This window comes from Anoxybacteroides tepidamans, from assembly GCF_014201465.1.
Classification (GTDB): Bacteria; Bacillota; Bacilli; order Bacillales; family Anoxybacillaceae; genus Anoxybacteroides; species Anoxybacteroides tepidamans.
This window is the reverse complement of sequence record NZ_JACHEP010000001.1, coordinates 326646-345748: the sequence shown is the minus strand read 5'-3', so window position 1 is coordinate 345748 and position 19103 is coordinate 326646. Positions and strand designations below refer to the sequence as shown.

17 protein-coding genes and 2 pseudogenes are annotated in these 19103 nt (G+C 40.2%); 15 read left to right on the top strand and 4 right to left on the bottom strand.

Annotation, left to right across the window (positions count from 1 at the left end; genetic code table 11):
* Positions 1-23: 23 nt before the first annotated feature.
* Complete coding sequence (locus HNQ34_RS01700) at positions 24-2381, bottom strand: transporter substrate-binding protein (RefSeq protein WP_183251021.1); 2358 nt, start codon at positions 2379-2381, stop codon at positions 24-26.
* A 531-nt stretch (positions 2382-2912) separates the two neighbouring features.
* Here HNQ34_RS01700 and HNQ34_RS01695 point away from each other — a divergent pair.
* The 5 genes and pseudogenes from HNQ34_RS01695 to HNQ34_RS17890 form a co-directional block, all read left to right on the top strand.
* Complete coding sequence (locus tag HNQ34_RS01695; protein WP_183251020.1) at positions 2913-3959, top strand: aliphatic amidase; 1047 nt, start codon at positions 2913-2915, stop codon at positions 3957-3959.
* 212 nt (positions 3960-4171) lie between these two features.
* Complete coding sequence (locus HNQ34_RS01690; protein WP_183251019.1) at positions 4172-5695, top strand: amidase; 1524 nt, start codon at positions 4172-4174, stop codon at positions 5693-5695.
* A 200-nt stretch (positions 5696-5895) separates the two neighbouring features.
* Complete coding sequence (locus HNQ34_RS01685) at positions 5896-6855, top strand: bile acid:sodium symporter family protein (RefSeq protein ID WP_183251018.1); 960 nt, start codon at positions 5896-5898, stop codon at positions 6853-6855.
* A 594-nt stretch (positions 6856-7449) separates the two neighbouring features.
* A complete protein-coding gene (locus HNQ34_RS01680) occupies positions 7450-7596 on the top strand; it encodes a hypothetical protein (protein ID WP_183251017.1) in 147 nt (48 codons plus the stop codon).
* Positions 7597-7787: 191 nt separating this feature from the next.
* Positions 7788-7946 (top strand): annotated as a pseudogene (locus HNQ34_RS17890) (ABC transporter ATP-binding protein); the annotation flags it as partial.
* Between the two features lie 104 nt (positions 7947-8050).
* Here the strand turns inward: HNQ34_RS17890 and HNQ34_RS17690 are convergent.
* The gene (locus tag HNQ34_RS17690) at positions 8051-8182 is read right to left on the bottom strand and encodes a hypothetical protein (RefSeq protein WP_281375856.1); all 132 of its coding nucleotides are present in this window, start codon (positions 8180-8182) and stop codon (positions 8051-8053) included.
* A 278-nt stretch (positions 8183-8460) separates the two neighbouring features.
* Positions 8461-8595: pseudogene (locus tag HNQ34_RS01675) on the bottom strand (Sir2 family NAD-dependent protein deacetylase); the annotation flags it as partial.
* 279 nt (positions 8596-8874) lie between these two features.
* Between HNQ34_RS01675 and HNQ34_RS01670 the strand changes: the two are divergent.
* Both HNQ34_RS01670 and HNQ34_RS01665 read left to right on the top strand, forming a co-directional pair.
* Positions 8875-9849 carry a bile acid:sodium symporter family protein gene (locus HNQ34_RS01670; RefSeq protein ID WP_183251015.1) on the top strand — a complete coding sequence of 325 codons (975 nt, stop codon included), beginning with the start codon at positions 8875-8877 and terminating at the stop codon, positions 9847-9849.
* A 23-nt stretch (positions 9850-9872) separates the two neighbouring features.
* Complete coding sequence (locus HNQ34_RS01665; protein ID WP_183251014.1) at positions 9873-10451, top strand: Uma2 family endonuclease; 579 nt, start codon at positions 9873-9875, stop codon at positions 10449-10451.
* 31 nt (positions 10452-10482) lie between these two features.
* Here HNQ34_RS01665 and HNQ34_RS01660 read toward each other — a convergent pair whose 3' ends face one another.
* Entirely contained in the window at positions 10483-11211 is a 729-nt protein-coding gene (locus HNQ34_RS01660; protein ID WP_246363661.1) for a polysaccharide deacetylase family protein, read from the bottom strand.
* A gap of 246 nt (positions 11212-11457) precedes the next feature.
* Between HNQ34_RS01660 and HNQ34_RS01655 the strand changes: the two genes are divergently transcribed.
* The 8 genes from HNQ34_RS01655 (at position 11458) to HNQ34_RS01620 (ending at position 19098) form a co-directional block, all read left to right on the top strand.
* On the top strand, positions 11458-11613 hold the full coding sequence (locus tag HNQ34_RS01655) for a hypothetical protein (protein ID WP_183251013.1): 156 nt from the start codon (positions 11458-11460) through the stop codon (positions 11611-11613).
* Positions 11614-11771: 158 nt separating this feature from the next.
* Positions 11772-12749: a LacI family DNA-binding transcriptional regulator gene (locus HNQ34_RS01650; protein ID WP_183251012.1), complete on the top strand. Its 978-nt coding sequence runs from the start codon at positions 11772-11774 to the stop codon at positions 12747-12749.
* A gap of 174 nt (positions 12750-12923) precedes the next feature.
* Positions 12924-14225 (top strand): ABC transporter substrate-binding protein, encoded by a 1302-nt coding sequence (locus tag HNQ34_RS01645; RefSeq protein ID WP_183251314.1) that lies wholly within the window; start codon positions 12924-12926, stop codon positions 14223-14225.
* 72 nt (positions 14226-14297) lie between these two features.
* A complete protein-coding gene (locus HNQ34_RS01640) occupies positions 14298-15179 on the top strand; it encodes a carbohydrate ABC transporter permease (RefSeq protein ID WP_183251011.1) in 882 nt (293 codons plus the stop codon).
* Positions 15179-16006 (top strand): carbohydrate ABC transporter permease, encoded by an 828-nt coding sequence (locus HNQ34_RS01635; protein ID WP_100660140.1) that lies wholly within the window; start codon positions 15179-15181, stop codon positions 16004-16006. The genes HNQ34_RS01640 and HNQ34_RS01635 overlap by 1 nt, the downstream gene beginning before the upstream one ends.
* The gene (locus tag HNQ34_RS01630) at positions 15990-17522 is read left to right on the top strand and encodes a glycoside hydrolase family 32 protein (protein ID WP_246363658.1); all 1533 of its coding nucleotides are present in this window, start codon (positions 15990-15992) and stop codon (positions 17520-17522) included. The genes HNQ34_RS01635 and HNQ34_RS01630 overlap by 17 nt, the downstream gene beginning before the upstream one ends.
* Before the next feature lie 444 nt (positions 17523-17966).
* On the top strand, positions 17967-18617 hold the full coding sequence (locus HNQ34_RS01625; RefSeq protein ID WP_268852681.1) for a hypothetical protein: 651 nt from the start codon (positions 17967-17969) through the stop codon (positions 18615-18617).
* Positions 18618-18750: 133 nt separating this feature from the next.
* The gene (locus HNQ34_RS01620) at positions 18751-19098 is read left to right on the top strand and encodes a hypothetical protein (RefSeq protein WP_183251009.1); all 348 of its coding nucleotides are present in this window, start codon (positions 18751-18753) and stop codon (positions 19096-19098) included.
* The last annotated feature ends 5 nt before the right edge of the window (positions 19099-19103 follow it).

Genomic DNA, 19103 nt, shown 5'->3' with positions numbered 1-19103 from the left:
GCACAAGGGAGGCAAAACAGGTCTTATAAACTTTTTCTATGTAAGGATTTTATCTTAATTTTCCATTTTTTTATTTTTCGATACAGTGTACTTCTCGTGATACCAAGAATTTTGGCTGCTTCCGAAATGCTTTGTGATTGTTGGAGAACTTGTTCAATCATCTGTTTTTCCATATTCTTTAGATTACTAGCACTAGCTAAATATCGTTGTTTCATTATATCGAATTTTTGAAAATCTTCAGGTAAGTACAGAGGAAGAATTTTTTGTTCATTAATAGCTAGCAGAAATGCCCTTTCTATGATGTTTCGCAGCTCGCGAATGTTACCTGGCCAGTTGTATGACTGAAGCAACTGCAATGTAGAATCACATAACTCTAGTGGTCCTTTTCTATAATGCTGATGAAATTGATGAAGAAATTGTGCAGATAAATTTGGAATATCTTCTATTCGCTGACGCAGCGGTGGAATATGAATAGTAAATACGCTCAACCGGTAATACAAATCTGAGCGAAAGGAACCTTGATAAGCAATTTCTTCCTTGAGATTACGGTTAGTTGCGGCTATGACACGTACATTAATAGGGCGTTCTTTATGGTCACCAATACGAACAACTTTCCGTTCTTCCAACACTCGAAGCAAACTCACCTGTAAGTCCAATGGCATCTCACCAATTTCATCGAGGAACAATGTCCCTCCATTTGCAGCTTCAAACTTTCCTACGTTGCCCCCTTTCCGTGAACCAGTAAATGCTCCTTCCACATATCCGAATAGCTCGCTGGCAATTAGTTCTCTTGGAATCGCACCAGCATTCAAGGCAACAAATGGACCGTTCCTGCGAGGGCTTTGTTCATGAATGGTTCGTGCCAAAACTTCCTTACCCGAACCAGTTTCTCCTAATATTAGTACATTAGCATCGGATTGAGCGGCAATTGCTGCGACGTGCAGCTCTTTTTGAAAGGATGGACTATAGGTTGTAATGTTGCCAAACTTATACTCCTTTGTTGCTTGTTTTTTGGTTAGGAGGGACGGTTGGTTTATTTTCTTTATCAAAAAGAGAGAAGTCTTATTGATTTGCCCAATATTCTTTTGAATTACCTGATAAGTAGAATCAAGCTCCTGTAAAAGCTCCTCCTTGAGAAAATCGCCTTGCTTAGCTCGAAGCAGAGAATAAGCAGCTGAATTAACATATAAAATCATTCTGTTTTGATCAATAACTACAATCCCATCAGATGTTTCTTTACCGATTGTCTCAACAAAAGGTTTCCATATCGACTCTTCGTCTATAGAATCGACGATAGTATTTGTCAAAAGCGGTTTTGCAGGAATCGGCTGTTCCGAGCTCCAAACAATCTTAAATTGCCCGTCCAAATCAGCTTTTCCAATTCTTATTTCACGAGATAAATGATGGTTAGACTCAATCGTAATCTGTCCGCTCGGTGATGAGAATGTTTTTTTATATAAATATTTTAATATTTGCTTTCTTTCAGTCGATTGTAGAGCATTCACCGCATCTAATATCATCTGAATTCCAGTAAATGTACTGGCCATAACCGAAGAAACAACTGTATCTGGTCCATACTTCTCCTTCATTCCTTGTACAAATTCCCGATTTTCAGGAGTATCCAATGATTGGAAATAACTGGAACAACTATAGTGTCCTGCTGCATATTTAGCTCCCATAGCGCGTATTTCCAACTCTGTTGTTATTGGGCTAAGAATTGGTATTTCCTCTGGATTTAATCTTAATTCGTAATAAGTTTGATAAAAATGTAACACACTTTCCCCAACGAGTGTGGAAAGTATTACATCAGGAGAAGATTGCTGAATGTCCTGTAAACAATGTGAAAATTCTTTATGTCCTAATGGGACATATTTTTCTCCGATGACTTCTCCGTTTAATTCGTGAAGCATTTCCCGTATTTGCTGATTCGTATATCTAGGATAAATGTAATCATTTCCAATTAGATAAACCCGTCGTCCAAACTGTTGAACCATAAATGTAAGAAGAGAGGCTATCTGTTGGTTAGGAATTTCTCCGATATAGAAAACGTGTGGATGAATCTCCTGTCCCTCATAGAGGGTCGGATATACTAAAAGACAATCATGCTGCTCAAGAACAGGTAAAATGGCTTTACGACATGCAGAAGTATAGCATCCTACAAAAATTTTTATTCCCGCACGTGCCATATCTAACGCATGTTTATAACTCTCTCTTGGATCGGAACGAATATCTCTAACCTCATAGGTAAACGAAAGATTTGAATGACAGCGATCTTTTTGGTATTTCTCTAGAGCATATAAAGCTGCTTGATATTGTCCGATTTCTGTCAAGGAAGTCGTACCTGTTAAAGAAAATAAAAAACCGATACGAATAGGTTCCATCTACCATCCCCCCTTGTAACAATTTGCAACAGTGTAGCAAAATTAAACAATCATATATATTGCTTTATTTTAATTTATAAATCTGAATATTTCAAATTTTTTTATTTATAATGTCGCAAAATTAAGAAAAAGTTTCTAATTATTTTATAAAGTGCATATATATAAATACAACTGGGAGATTTAACTTATGGCGGACGAAAAAGTAGACTCCCTATTTTTTCGACTGTCGGAGGCAAGTCTGTGACTGGCCTTCGTCACGCCTTCGCGTGACAGAGGACCGAACAACGAACCGCTTCACCGACAAATGCATTTGTCTGGAAGCGGTGTTGTTCGGTCACTCAACAGTCGAAAAACACCGATTACTCCATAAAAGCCGAAAACGTTAAAGTTCTAAATTGCATTTATATAGATTCCTTAGGAATATTCGTTTTGGCACACTTCTTGCAATGAGAATAAGGTGGATAGACTAAATAATGTTTTCGTTTGTCTATCCCATATTTATTCATAATTCAAAGAAAGGGGTAGTGTAAAGTGAGACATGGAGACATTTCTAGCAGTCATGACACAATAGGAGTAGCTGTAGTTAACTACAAAATGCCACGTTTGCACACGAAGGCGGAGGTTATTGAAAATGCAAAAAAAATTGCTGACATGGTCGTAGGTATGAAACAAGGTCTTCCAGGTATGGATCTCGTCATTTTCCCGGAGTATAGTACCATGGGTATCATGTACGATCCGGATGAAATGTATGCGACTGCAGCTTCTATACCAGGCGAGGAAACGGATATCTTTGCTGCAGCGTGCAAAAAGGCTAATACTTGGGGGGTGTTCTCGTTAACCGGAGAAAGGCATGAAGAACATCCGAATAAAGCTCCTTACAATACCCTAGTCCTCATTAACAATAAAGGAGAGATTGTTCAAAAGTACCGTAAGATTATTCCTTGGTGCCCGATCGAAGGTTGGTATCCGGGAGATACTACCTATGTTACGGAAGGGCCGAAGGGGTTGAAAATCAGCCTCATCATTTGCGATGACGGAAATTACCCTGAAATCTGGCGCGATTGCGCAATGAAAGGCGCGGAATTGATCGTCCGTTGCCAAGGCTACATGTATCCGGCGAAGGAGCAGCAAATCATTATGGCGAAAGCTATGGCTTGGGCAAACAATACTTATGTAGCTGTAGCCAATGCAACAGGATTTGATGGGGTCTACTCCTATTTTGGCCACTCTGCTATCATCGGATTTGACGGACGAACGCTAGGTGAGTGTGGAACGGAGGAAAATGGAATACAGTATGCAGAACTCTCCATCTCCCAGATTCGTGATTTTAGAAAGAATGCCCAGTCCGAGAACCATCTGTTTAAGTTGCTTCACCGTGGATATACTGGTCTGATCAATTCCGGTGAAGGCGACCGAGGTGTAGCGGAATGCCCATTTGAGTTCTATCGTACTTGGGTAATGGACGCGGAGAAAGCACGAGAAAATGTAGAGAAGATCACAAGAAGTACGGTCGGGACAGCAGAATGCCCGATTCAAGGAATCCCAAATGAAGGCAAACCGAAAGAAATCGGTGTGTAATGAGGTAGTGCCAAAAGCTCTATGAAAACTATATAATGCAGGTTGATTTTCCGACATATGTATAAAGTGTTTCGAAATGTCTTACTTATGTCGGTTTTTCAACCTGAACTTATATAATTGCACTTTTAGGATTTACCTTAATGCAAAATAGTAGATTTTTAGACGGGATTGTCTAACTATTTTTTGAAATTTTTATTTGGGAGGAAAAATGAATGGCTGTTAAAAAACCAACGATTGAACAATTAAAAAAAATTGCAGAGGGGTTTAATCTTAATCTCACGAATGATGAATTATCTTCATATCAAGAATTAATGAAAGGTACACTTGAATCTTACAATCGTTTAAATCAGCTTGTAGAACCTAGTCTCCCAGTAAAATATCCACGCACTCCAGGGTATCGCCCAAATGTCGAAGAAAACCCATACAATGCATGGTATTGGAAAACTAGCATAAAAGGAAATAGTAATGGAAAATTAGCGGGAAAAACAATTGTGCTAAAAGATAATATAAGTCTAGCAGGTGTTCCTATGATGAATGGTTCAGCAATTTTAGAAGGTTTTGTACCTGACGAAGACGCTACCATTGTAACTAGGATACTTGATGCTGGTGGAGAAATTGTAGGCAAAGCCGTTTGCGAAGATTTATGCCTATCCGGAGGCAGTCATACTTCTGCAACAGGACCCGTCTTAAATCCACATGACCTTACTAGATCATCAGGTGGTTCTTCTAGTGGAAGTGCAGCATTGGTTGCTGCAGGTGAAGTTGACATGGCAATAGGTGGTGACCAAGGAGGATCTATTCGGATCCCTAGCTCTTGGTGTGGTGTATATGGTCTAAAACCTACATACGGACTTGTTCCGTATACAGGGATTTTTCCAATTGAACAGACGATAGATCATACTGGACCTATTGCTAGAACAGTTGAGGATGTCGCTTTGTTGCTTGAAGTGATAGCTGGCGATGATGGCTTAGATCCAAGGCAGTCAGGTTTAGAGGTGAAACCATACACTGAATCACTTGTTGGTCATGCTAAGGATATTAAAATCGGAATCGTAACGGAAGGCTTTGGTTGGGACGGGCTGTCCGAGGAGGATGTAGATCATTTAGTGAGAGAAGCCGCCTATTCTTTGGAAAATAGCGGAGCAACAGTAGAAGAAGTATCTATTCCAATGCATCGGGATGGTATTCACATCTGGAATGGGATTGGTATAGAGGGCCTTACCTCTTTAATGGTCAAAGAAAATGGGATGGGAACGAATTGGAAAGGACACTATAGCACTCAACTTCTAGATGCCTATGGTAAAGCACGCAAAATAAGAGCAAACGAATTTTCAGATACAGTGAAAATGACAATCTTACTTGGACAATATATGCACGACCAGTATAACGGGAAATATTATGCTATCGCACAAAACGTAGCTCGAAAATTAAAACAAGCTTATGATAACGCACTAAAAAAATATGACGTGCTGATTATGCCTACTACCCCGATGAAAGCAACAAAGATTCCTTCTCCAGATGCTTCAAGGGAAGAAATTATTACAAGAGCTTTAGAAATGATTTATAATACTGCACCATTCAACGTTACAGGGCACCCAGCAATGAACGTTCCGTGTGGAAAATCCGAGGGTCTGCCTGTCGGGATGATGATCGTTGGAAGATATGGTGAAGATGACACTGTTTTACGTGTTGCTCGTGCCTTTCAGTGTACACGTGAACGTATTGCACTAGGATGACAGGTATTACAAAAGGTTGTTGTGTTGTAAAGTGTTGAGCCGAAAGATGAGGTTATGTTCATCGGTAGCGTTCACCCAATGGCAGATGTAACAAGAATAGCATATAAGGAGAGTTCTTGAATCCAATTATAGTTGAAATTTTTTAAATATTAAATGTATAATAATAGCTGTTATATTAATAATTGGAAGGAGAAGGAAAAATGGGGACTCTCGTAAAACTAAGCAACTTTGTCGGCAATACATTTGCAATTTGGGTATTATTATTCGCGGCTCTTGCTTTTTTTGAGCCAAAGGCATTTACATGGATCACTCCTTATATCGTACCGCTGCTTGGTGTCGTCATGTTCGGGATGGGCTTGACATTATCGGCCAACGATTTTAAGGAAGTCTTCGCACGTCCGAAAGAGGTATTAATTGGGGTAATTGCCCAATTTCTTATTATGCCGCTTTTGGCCTTTTTGCTCGCTACCTTATTGCCCGTTTCGCCTGAAGTAGCGCTCGGCATCATTCTTGTTGGCTGCTGTCCTGGTGGTACCGCTTCCAATGTCATGACATACTTAGCAAAAGGCGATACGGCGCTTTCGGTCGCTGTTACGTCCGTGTCAACCTTACTTGCCCCAATTTTGACACCGTCTCTGATTTTGTTGCTTGCAGGGAAATGGCTGTCCGTTTCCGCCGGCGCCCTATTTTGGTCGATCGTCAAAGTTGTACTTATTCCTATTATCCTTGGACTAATCGTACAAATGTTATTTCAAAAACAAGTTAAAGCAGCCATTCAAATTCTTCCGCTCGTTTCCGTTCTCGCTATCGTGGCTATCGTGGCTGCTGTCGTTGGTCAAAACCAGCAGGCTATCGCGAAAACTGGGGTTATTATTTTCCTTATCGTCGTTGTTCATAATGCGCTTGGATTATTGCTTGGTTATTGGTTTGCAAAGTTATTTAAAATGTCGGAGCCGAAACAAAAAGCGATTTCGATTGAGGTCGGCATGCAAAATTCCGGACTTGGTGCCGCGTTGGCGACCGCTCATTTTTCACCGCTTGCCGCTGTTCCAAGTGCGATTTTCAGCGTTTGGCATAACATCTCTGGACCGATTGTAGCCACCTATTTCCGTAAAAAAAGCGAAAAGAAGGAAAGTAATCAATCGACGGTTACAATATAACATAGAAAAAGCTGGTTCCTTATGGCGAACCAGCTTTTTCTAGCTTAAGTACTTCCATCGAATCAACGGCGAGAAAAAGTAAATTCTCGAAATACTTGCTCTAGATCTTCGCTTGATGGACATGGAGTGTCGCATACACGGTCGCAATTAGGATCATTTCTTTTCCATTTTATTGAACTTTCGTTTGTTTCCGATATTTGACTGGTGGGTTGCTATTTGGGGCTGTCCGAAAAGTAGTAATTAACCCCGAAATCTAAAAAAAGCACCCCAAAAGAATGTTGATTTTACAGCATTCCTTGTAGTTTAATTTTGGCGGATTTTCAACTTAAATGGGCTTTTTAGACAGCCCCAAGTAATACAGTGCGATGCCAGCGATGATGAAAAAGGTGCTGTAAAAGTATAGAGAGCTATAGCTGATTTTCGCCGCAGCAAGACCGAGGAGAAACAAAGATATGGCAAGATCGAAGGCGAAGATGGAGAGGAATGTTACCGTGGCGGGTCCTCAGTTTGGCGGATGGGCTACTTGAATGGAGATTGTCAGCCTTCCTGTCGATCAGTAGGGACTTTCGGTCGTTCGGTTAGGAACTGAGCCGTTTGCATTTGTCGCTCCGAAAGAATGTCAACAATTCTATTAAGAGAAAAGCGGTCACGGTGAAAGAGATAGATGGCATTCCGCTTCTTCTTATTTGGCGCGAAAAAAGAGAAGGGGTGTATGAAGAGATTATAGAGGAATGCAGCTAGGATTTGCACTTGTCGAAGATTGTCGGGATGATAGTCAAAGCGAATTTGCGGCTTGTGACCCTAGTGTGTCGTAAACAAAGAGACGTTTTATCTTTCTTAAGTCGTGTTGTGGGTCGCTGTGTTGTCGCTGCTGTTTTTAATTGGCGCGGAAGTTTGTGAGCGTGATTCAAAAGTATGAAGAAAAAAGGTGAACGATCGTTATTTTTTCGACGCATATGATGAATGTTGTGGCCGAAGTCGGAGATGAAATTCTTTTTATGAAAAACGGGACGGTCATTAAGTGAATCGAAAATACCGATCGCGTCCAGAAAGAAGAAACGGTATTGCAGCTGCTAAAGCTACATAGGTAACTTTAAATAAAATCCCCCACTCAACCCTGTTTGTAAACTAAAATTGAATGGGGGATTTATACGTCTACATCGACTTCTTGGTTCATTGTTTCACTCCGCTCTGTTTAATTTCGTAACATATGTTGTACTTGCTCGATCGTTAAGTTGTGAATAAATTCGATTAGATCAATCGCTTGAATGCCAAATTCTTTACATTTTTCTAAATACCGTTGATACGCTTGTGCATACATTTCCATTTTACATCGACTCCTCTCACTCTTTTGTGGAAAATGGTGCCGCACAGTGGCTTCGGCGCAACGATCGGCCTGCCTGAGCGTGGCAACTTTTTTGTTAAGTGTATTGTAATATAACAGAATACAAAAATCAATATCTGTTATATAATTATTTTCACTTTATTTCGCTAAATATAAAGGCTAGAATCTATACGTATTCATTGACGTGACATCTTGAATTTCATGCGATTGATTTGTCACAGTTTATTGTAAAATGGAAAAAATACCGACAGGAATGGAAACTCCTCGTATGAATAAATCCCGTGCTCTCCTCGAAAATCAGGAATGCCTGATTCCGTGCTCATTCCTGCTCCGGTAAAAACCGTGATGCTGCTTGCACGCTGAGTCATTTGCACCAGTTGTTTTATGTTTTCCATCATCCGTCCCTTCAAATGCTTACCTGTATGAAGAAATAATGGTACAATATACAATAATTATAACGTATTCGGCAAGGCGGAGGGGAATCTTGTGGGAAATGGAACCGCGTTGTTGTTTTTCAGTTCGTTCATTCTAAGGAGATTGTACAGTACAACGATAGGACTTTTTCTCATACTCACACATTTTTTAGACGGATATTCGGGATTAAAGTTGTATTGGCGCCAACAATAGAAAATTGTTTTTCATTAATTTAGAAGTCATTATTGGAGATGAAAACGATGTTACAAACGATAAACCGCCGCATGGAAAAGGCGTTGCCGTTTATTGTTCCAGCAAGCGTAGTGATTGGAGTGTTGTTTGCCCCTGTTTTTGCTGGCTATTCTTCGTTCGTTCCATGGATTTTTGCGATCATTACGTTCGCAGGAAGCCTAAGGTTAAGCTTTTCGGCATTAAAACAGGCGCTTTTTCATCCTATACCGATGATAACCGTTTTGTTCCTGCTTCATGTGTTCATGCCGCTTTGGGCATTGGGAATCGGAAACCTTTTTTTTCGGGGGGATCACTTAACCGTTCTCGGATTATTGCTCGCTGTCGTTATTCCAACAGGGGTGACAAGCTTCATTTGGGTAGCTATTCTTCGCGGAAACCTTGCCTTTGCGTTGGCAGTCATCTTAATCGATACGTTTTTATCACCGTTTCTTGTTCCGGGAAGCTTGCTCGTCTTTGCTGGAAACCGGGTGGAGATTGACGCTTGGAAGATGATGTCCGGTTTATTTTTTATGATTATTTTGCCGTCTTTGCTTGGGATGATCGTGAATCAATGGGCAAAGAAAGAAACGAAAGCAAGCCTAGAGGCCGTATTGTCTCCAGTTTCAAAAATTGCCTTGGCATTGGTTGTTATGATGAATAGTGCGGTTGTTTCGCCTTATTTGAGCCATCCAAATCGAACTCTTTTTTCTATTGGTTTCGTCGTATTACTCATCGCCAGCTCGGGTTATTTTTTTTCGTGGATGGCAGCAAAGCTGTTGAAGTTTTCACAAACCGATGCAATCGCTTTAACGTTTACGGGCGGAATGCGGAATATTAGCGCTGGTGCAGTGTTGGCAGCTGCTTATTTTCCACCGAAAGTAAGCATACCGGTTGTGCTTGGCATGCTTTTTCAACAAGTCCTTGCTTCGCTTTATGGTAAATTTTTAGGGAGAATGGGGCATAAACTGTCAGCTGACCGTACGTATATGGCGGGTGCAAAATAAGTTGATTTATGGAGGACGGACAGATGAGCGAACGGGAAGAAAAACGGTTGTATACGCTCGCGGAATTTTTTGCGTTTGTTGGGGAAAAGAGAATGGAGCTATACGAAGGTGTTCCGGTTTTGATGGCTCCGGCTTCTTATGAACATGAAGGGGTTGTGGCTAATTTAATTGGCGAAATAAAGCCCGCTTTGAAAGGCAGCAGTTGCTTAGTGTTTGGAAGCAACTTGCAGGTTGTTTTCCTTTTCCAAGATGAACAGAAAGGAAAGGAAAATGTTACGGTGTTGCCGGACATATCGATTGTTTGTGATAAAGAAAAACTGCGTAACAAACGGTGCTATGGCGCGCCGGATGTCATTGTCGAAGTTCTCTCTCCGAGCACAGCACGAAACGATCGATTGCTGAAGCGCCATTATTATGAAAAGGCAGGAGTGAAGGAATATTGGATCGTCGATTATCAAAATCAGACGATTGAAAAATACGTACTGTATTCCGGTTCATTGCGGCTAGAAGAAATGTATGACCGTGAAAACAGTTCCTTTGTTTCAACCGTTTTGCCGAATATCGCATTTTTCACGCATGATATTTTTTCTTTTCTCATGTAATGATAAAACTCCTGCGAAAACAGGAGTGGTATTAAAGGTTTAGATCGCGATAGTTCGGATGAAGTTTCAATAGCTCGGAAACGGTCACGAACGTATATCCTTTTTCTTTTAAAATCGGTAAAATTTCTTTCAATGCTTGTACCGTTTGATGGCGACTGCCGCTGCCGTGGTCGTGAAACAAAATGATTTGCCCGGGCTGAATATGATGGACAACGCGGCGGACAATCCTTTTTGTCCCAGGGTTTTTCCAGTCATACGTATCTTGTTGCCCCGACCACATGACGACCGTATACCCTTCGTTTCTCGCGGCGTTGATCACGTTGCGGTTGTAATAACCGAGAGGGGGACGGAATAACGTCGGACGTTTTCCGGTTAGCTTGTATAAGATGTTCTCGGTTTTTTTGATTTCACGGACGATGGTTCGTTCCGACTTGCCGCGAAAATCAAGATGTTCATACGTATGGTTCGCTAATTCGTGTCCTTCTTGCGCTTGTCTTTTGACAATATCAGGATATTTCTCTGCACGAAATCCAACGACAAAAAAGGTCGCTTTAGCGTTATGTTCTTTTAAAATGGCTAAAATTTTCGGCGTATAGATGACATCTGGTCCATCGTCAAACGTAAGGGCGACGACTTTTTTCGTTGTTGGCACGTCCCATACAATTTCTTGCCGGTCTTTATTCGTTTTTTTCGCATCATCGGTGGTAGGGGAAATGATGCCTACTACTAACATGTATAATGATATGAATAAAGACAGCATGTTCGTCAACTCCTTGCGTGTAGATGGATATAGCATGCCAAAAAAACTCGTACAAAATTCGTCATCATTCGTTTTTTTTCATAAAACGTAGTATAATGTAGAAAAACGCTTTGCTTTATTTTCCTGAAGAGTAAGCGTACTAAATCTCAGCGGATGTTGAAGTGGGGATTCCTTCGCAAAAAAAGGATGGAAAAAGTGGTGGCAGCGACGTTCTTTTTTCTCCTCATTAGCAAGAGGAGTGAGGATATGGATATTGTGTTTGCCATTGTTCCCCTACTCATCCGCATCCTTAATTTCGCTAGGATTGCTGTTCATTACTTGGAAGAGTGGGGAAGATGCGAAATGGAAGTGGCTTTCTCGCGCATTGAATATGCGTTTTTGTATATGCTATGCTTTTCATAGTGAGCGTTTCTTTCCTAATCTTGTCTTGTAAGGAAAGAGGTGCTCTTTTTCTGTGAAAATAACAGGTTCATGAACGGTTATTTTCATGTCTGGATGGCGAGCAAAGCTTGCTCATGGATGTTTTCTGTGAATTTACTGAAGAAACAAGGAGGAGGAGTATGCCGACGATTAAAGATGTAGCGCGATTGGCGGGCGTCACGGTAACAACGGTATCCCGTGTATTAAATAATCGCGGATATATTAGCGATGCAACCCGCCAAAAAGTATATCAGGCAATGGAAGAATTAAACTATCAACCAAATGAAATTGCTAGATCTCTGCATCGCCGAAAATCAAAGTTAATTGGCCTCATTATTCCTACTGTATCTCATCCGTTTTTTGGGGAATTAGCAGGTTTCATTGAATATTACGCTCATTTAATTGGTTATAAAGTGTTAATTTGCAATTCGTTGTTGGATCGAAAAAAAGAAAAAGAGTATATCGAGATGCTCAAAAGCAATCGGGTAGACGGCATTATTATGGGGAGCCACACGCTAGAAGTGGAAGAGTATATGAACTTAAATTATCCAATTGTTACATTTGATCGGCGCATTAGTGAAGAAATTCCTTATATTTCCTCTGATAACTACGGTGGGGGGAAGTTGGCCACCCATTTGCTCATTCAAAAAGGATGCAAAAAAATTGCACATATAAGCGGGAATTTACAGCTTCAATTGCTTGCCAATAAACGTTCGCAAGCGTTTATCGAATTAAGTAAAGAACATGGGATTGAATCGGTGATTGTTGAAACGGAACTGAATGTTTTTGACATCACTCAATACGAAGCGATGATTCGAAATTTGTTAGAAAAACACCCCGATATCGATGGTGTTTTTGCGAGTAGTGATGTCATGGCGGCCTATTTTATTCAAATCGGTTATTTCTTGAATAGACGGATCCCTGAAGATATTAAAATTGTTGGATACGATGATATTAAGCTTGCTTCGCTATTTGTACCGCCGCTGACAACCATTCGCCAACCAATTGAAGAGATGGCGAAATGTGCGGTTGAATTGATTGTGAGGCAAGTAAACGAAGAGCCATTTGAACGTGAGAATGTGTTTCCGGTAGAGTTAATCGAACGGTTGACGACGTGATGATGTAAGGTGTTGAAAGTGATAAACGTTTCAACACCTTTTTTTACGGTATGTCAATCGTTTAACATTTTTTATGTCAAACGATTGACATATTGAAACCGCTTTAATATAATCACGGTAGAAGGACAAATATTTTTAAAAAGAGGGGGAACTAATTTGAGCAAACTAAAAATCATGTCAGCCGCAGTATTATCTTTATCCTTACTGTTGGCAGGATGTGGAAATTCAGCGAAGGAAAGCCAACAGTCTGAACAAAAGAAAACTGCTAGTTCAGAAGTGAAAATTACGTTTTTGAATTCGAAAGGTGAAATTCAAGCACAGTTGGAAGAAGCAGCAAAAGAATTTAGCAAAGAAAATCCTGGAACGACATTAGAAGTGATTCCAGCTGCTGCAGGACAATCCCCATTTGAAAAGGTAACATCGATGTATGCATCGGGAAATGCACCGACAATCGCAATGTTGGATCCAGGTGATGTGAAAAAATTTGCTGATAAAGCGCTTGATTTATCAAAAGAAAAATGGGTGAATGATGCTATTGATGGCAGTTTAGATGATGCGAAGACAGAAGACGGAAAAATTCTCGCTTTCCCGTTTGCGGTCGAAGGATATGGTTTAATTTATAATAAAGCCGTTCTTGATAAAGCAGTAGGCGGAAACTTTGACCCTGCTTCGATTAAAACGAGAAAAGACTTAGCAGAATTAATCGGAAAAATTCAAAAAACAGGAGTAGCTTCCAATTTGTTATCTCCAATGGATTGGTCGTTAGGGGCTCATTATTTAACAATTGGTTATAGCGTACAATCAAATAAGTTTGAAGAAGTGGAAGCGTTTTTAACAAACCTGAAAGAAGGAAAAGAAGATTTGACGAAAAACGAAAAATTAAACGGGCTATTAGATACGTTTGATTTATTAAAAGAAAATAACATTAATAAGAAAGATCCGATGTCAGGAACGTATGAGCAAGGACCAGAGTTATTAGGAAAAGGAAAAGTCGGTCTTTGGTTTATGGGGAACTGGGCATGGCCGCAAATTAAAGGATTTGATACAACAAACGGCAACTACGGTTTCTTGCCAGTGCCAATTAGCGATAATCCAGATGACTATGGTAACTCGCAAATCTCTGTTGGTGTAACGAAGCGCTTGATCATTGACAAAGAGCAAAACTCCCCTGAACAACAAGCAGCAGCGAAAAAGTTTTTAGAGTGGCTAGTATATAATGAAAAAGGGCAAGACTTTTTAGTCAATAAGGCGAACATCATCCCAGCGTTCAAAAATATTACATTAGAGCCGCAAGATCCATTAGCAAAATCGATTAAAGCGTATATGAACAATAATAAAACGCTTCGATCTATGGTTACGCTTCCACCTGATCATTGGTCTCAAGTTGGTGCGTTCATGCAGCAATATTTAGACAATAAAATCGATCGAAAACAATTGTTGAAGCAAATTGAAGGTTACTGGAAATCACAACAATAATAGAGTTTTAGTTTATGTGGAATAACGGGTTTAGCCGTTATTCCACAACTTTTAGCAAGGAGATGACGATGAATGTCCAGTCAAAAATTTTTTGATAAATTGAAAATTCAGCTGTTATTCTCAGGACCCACATTGTTCGCTTTTTTTACCGTTGTTATTCTACCATTTTTATATGGAATTTATTTGACCTTCACTAACTGGGACGGAGTTTCGACAAGTCACTCGTTTGTCGGAATGAAGAACTATTTAGCGGTGCTAGATGACACTGCGTTTTGGACATCGCTGTATAAAACGATGAAATATGTTCTACTAACGGTTATTTTGATTAATGTCGTCGGGTTTTTTTTGGCGTATATGTTGACAACAGAAATTCGTGGAAAAAATTTATTTCGAGCGGGCTTCTTTACACCTAACTTAATAGGAGGCATTATACTCGGATTTCTTTGGCAGTTCATTTTCTCGAACGTACTTGTTTACATTGGCGAGCATTTTAAAATCGGCATTTTCTCCTCTTCGTGGTTGGCAGATCCGGACAAAGCGTTTTGGACGCTTGTCATTGTGACAACTTGGCAATATTCTGGCTACATGATGGTCATTTATATAGCGGGATTAATGAATATCCCTAAAGAATTGTTAGAAGCAGCAAGCATTGACGGTGCGAACGCGTTTGTTCGGTTGCGGAAGATTATTTTGCCGCTGATGGTTCCATCGTTTATTGTTTGCGTGTTTTTATCTCTTCAAAGAGGGTTTATGGTATATGATTTAAATATTGCGTTAACGAATGGAGGTCCGTATAAGAGCACACAGCTCGTGTCGATGTATGTGTATCAAAAAGCATTTTTATCACAAAAGTACGGAGCGGGACAAGCAGAGGCGTTTGTTTTGTTTCTCATTGTAGCCATCGTTACACTGATTCAAGTGTATGTGAGCAAGAAGCGGGAGGTTGAAGCGTGATGAACGTATCGAAGGCCTTAACGAAGATGGTGCGATATATCGTTTTAGTTATTTTTTTCTGTTTATATATTCTTCCATTCATATTAGTGTTGCTTAATTCTTTAAAGGAGCGAACGGAGATCATTTCCAATCCATTGTCCATACCTAAATCGATCAATTTTGCGAACTATTTAAGTGCCATGGAAAAGATGAATTTTGCGAATAGCTTTATGAATTCGTTGATCATTACAGTGTTTAGTGTAGCGTTGATTACGATTTTTTCAGCGATGACTGCTTATGTTTTTGTCCGTATTCAAAGTAAGTTGAATAAGTTTTTGTTTTTCTTAATGGTCGCTTCCATGATCATTCCTTTCCAAGCGATTATGATCCCGCTTGTCCAAATTTATGGATCGATTGGCTTTTTAAATAGCAAGTGGGCATTGATTTATATGTATATCGGGTTCGGTGCATCGTTAGCTGTTTTTATTTATCATGGATTAATTAAGAGCATTCCACTGGAATTAGAAGAGGCGGCGATGATTGACGGGGCATCACGTTTGCAAATCTTTTTTCAAGTAGTGTTTCCATTATTGAAACCAACAACGATGACGATTGTGATTTTAAATGTTCTTTGGATTTGGAATGACTTTTTATTACCGTCCCTTGTTTTAATTAAGCCGGAAGAGCGGACATTGCCACTGTCTACGTTCTACTTTTTTGGGACATACTCTGTCGATTACGGATTATTAATGGCTGGATTAGTAGTGACGATCATTCCAGTGATCATTGTTTACTTGTTTACCCAAAGATACATTATTCAAGGGGTTATGAATGGTTCGATTAAATGATGTAGAAAGGTTGGTTGCATTGTCTAGACATGAGGAAATGGTAAAGGAAGCAGAAACACGAGTACAACGAGCAAAAGAAAAAATGGACGGCACGTATCGGTTAGCATACCATATTATGGCGCCAGTGCACTGGATGAACGACCCAAATGGACTCATTCAATGGAACGGGGAATACCATGTGTTCTATCAGTTTCATCCGGATAGTCCAAAGTGGGGGCCGATGCATTGGGGGCATGTGAAAAGTAAAGACCTTGTGCATTGGGAGCGTGCACCGATTGCGCTTGCGCCGAGTGAATGGTACGACGAAGGCGGCTGCTTCTCGGGAAGCGCGGTGAATGATAATGGAGTTCTCACACTTATTTACACCGGAAATGTTTGGCTGAATGAGGAACAAACGGAATTGAAGCAATATCAATGTTTAGCGACAAGCAAAGACGGCATCCATTTTGAAAAAGACCCGGCCAATCCGGTACTTTCCGAGCCTCCGTTTGACTGCCAAGGTCATATTCGCGATCCAAAAGTGTGGAAACGTGGCGACGACTGGTATATGGTGCTCGGTACAAGAGAGGGGAATAACGGAAAAGTCGTTTTATACAAGTCGAAAGATCTGCGTCATTGGGAATATGTCAACATCCTTGCACAAAGCGATGGTAGCTTAGGATACATGTGGGAATGTCCTGATGTATTCCGTTTGAACGGCAAAGATATATTACTATTTTCACCGCAAGGGATGGAGCCTGTCGGCGACCGCTTTCAAAACCTTCATCAAACCGGTTACCTTGTCGGAACGCTTGATGAGGAAACAGGGAAACTGACACACGGAGCGTTTGAAGAACTCGATAAGGGATTTGATTTTTACGCAGCGCAAACGTTTGAAGATGAACGAGGACGACGAATTTTGTTCGGCTGGATGGATATGTGGGAGTCTCCGATGCCGACGCAAGAACACGGATGGGCGGGCGCGTTAACGATTCCGCGTCTTTTGGAATTGACAGATGATGAGAAACTTTTGATGAAGCCGGTGCCGGAGTTGCAATTATTGCGCGAAGAGCATACGCATCTGGAATCGATCTCAGTAAAACAACATGAAGCAACATACACAGTCCCTGTCGAAGGCGATCGGCTTGAGTTGCTCGTTCGCTTTTCGTTAACCGATTTTCGTGGGAATGCATTTGGTGTCAAAGTGCGCTGTTCGAGTGATGGAAGCGAAGAAACGATCTTCCGCTATGATGTGAAAGACTCCATCGTCACGTTTGACCGAAACCGTTCCGGAAAAGGAGAGGGCGGCACTCGTCGAGCGGTGCTAGATGGACAGTTAGGAGATGTCATTACGTTTCATTTCTTTATCGATCGCTCATCTGTCGAACTATTTGTCAACGGCGGCCGGCTTGTCATGACAGGGAGGATTTATCCATCCGAAACGAGTCAAGGAATCGAATTATTTGCAGAAGGTGGGGATTTAACGGTACATTCTGTTGATATATGGACGCTGAAAGATATTTGGCGCGAGGAATAAAAATCGCCCACCTTTGTCGTGGGCGATTTATACATATTTGCTGATCGCTTCATTGAATTGTTTTTGCACATCTTTGTCATGGATAAGTTTTTTGTAATTTGTTCTTGAAATAAACATGTGGCAATGCGGTGGTCTTTTAATATATGCCTTATAGTGTTTCGATCGAACGGTTTTTGTGGTGCAATAATTCCTATTTCTTGCAGATGTTTTAATTTTCGTTTTGCGGTGATGTAATTAAACTGACCTAACAACAAAAAATCTAACAATCCACCCACCATTTCAAAACATAACTTGAATAGCGTTTCCATCTTCCTCTCCGTCCTCTTTGCTATTTTTGATATATCACTTAAATTTTACCTTTTTTCATCGTAATATATTGACAAAAAAAAAAAAAATAAGGATAAAATTTTATTGTGAATATTGCGACGATTGGGTGTGTTTGTTGTGAAATTGTATTTACCTTTTTTAAGGGAGATTGAGGTGAAGTTCAAGGAAAATTCTTGTCGTATCGAGTCGACTGATGGTTTTTTTGATTTAGGTCATGTAATAGAAAAGGGGGATGAGAAGGACGAAAATATAGTAAGTATTTTCTTTAGGAAGCAGAAAATTCTAGAAATAAACATCAACCTATTAGCAAAAATGAATGAGGATTTTAAGGATACTAACTTGGTTAGATGTTTAACATGTATGGGAGTGGGAAAAAATGTTCAAGAGGTACTTTTTCCAGTGCATCCAACAAGTGATTTTAGCATAAACGATCAAGAATTATGTATTTTCATGGAATTTTCTTGTATTAAAAGAGACATACCTGTCGTCATAATTATCGAACATAATAGTGAATTTGTATACGGAAATATAGACGTTATACCAGCTGGAAAAAGTGAAAATTATCATAGAACTTTCGTACATGTTATTTTGCTTGATCATAAGCAACTCCTAGAGCATGTTCAAGGAACGAGCGAATATAAATTTTTTTTGTATTTGTTAAATGGTAGGAAGCTGGCTGAAGGTGTTTTTCGTATAAGGCGAGAAAAGCTCTCATATGGTAAGAAGTATCCCGATCTTTATAGCTATCATTTTGATGAAAAAATATAAGAGGCACTGCTTTGATTTTTCTTAGGGATATGTAAGGATAAGGAGGCTTTTTATATAAATAAATGATTCTATGGAATACAGCTATTCATTACTTATCACTACATTTCATTTCTAGTGGAAAGGATGGTTAGCAATGTCTACATGGAATAGAATTGAATCAGGAATTAAACAAGGATTAAAGGATGTAGCAGCTTCTTATGGAATTAATTGGAGTGGTGCTGCTAATACTGCTAGTAAGGTAGGTCCGGCTACAGTAGGTGCCCGTAATGGTTGGAGAGAAACAGAAGCAGAAGTGAGAACTAAGATATCCCAAGCAGAAACGAGATTGGCAGCTGGGAGAATTGAAAAGGCAGCAACACAAACGATGATCAAAGGAGCAGCTAAAGGAGCGATCAAAGCAATAGGAATATGGGGATTCATACCTGATATCGTTATATTTGCGAATGGTTTTAGAAAAGGGTACTCAGCTGCAGGCAACTAGGAGGG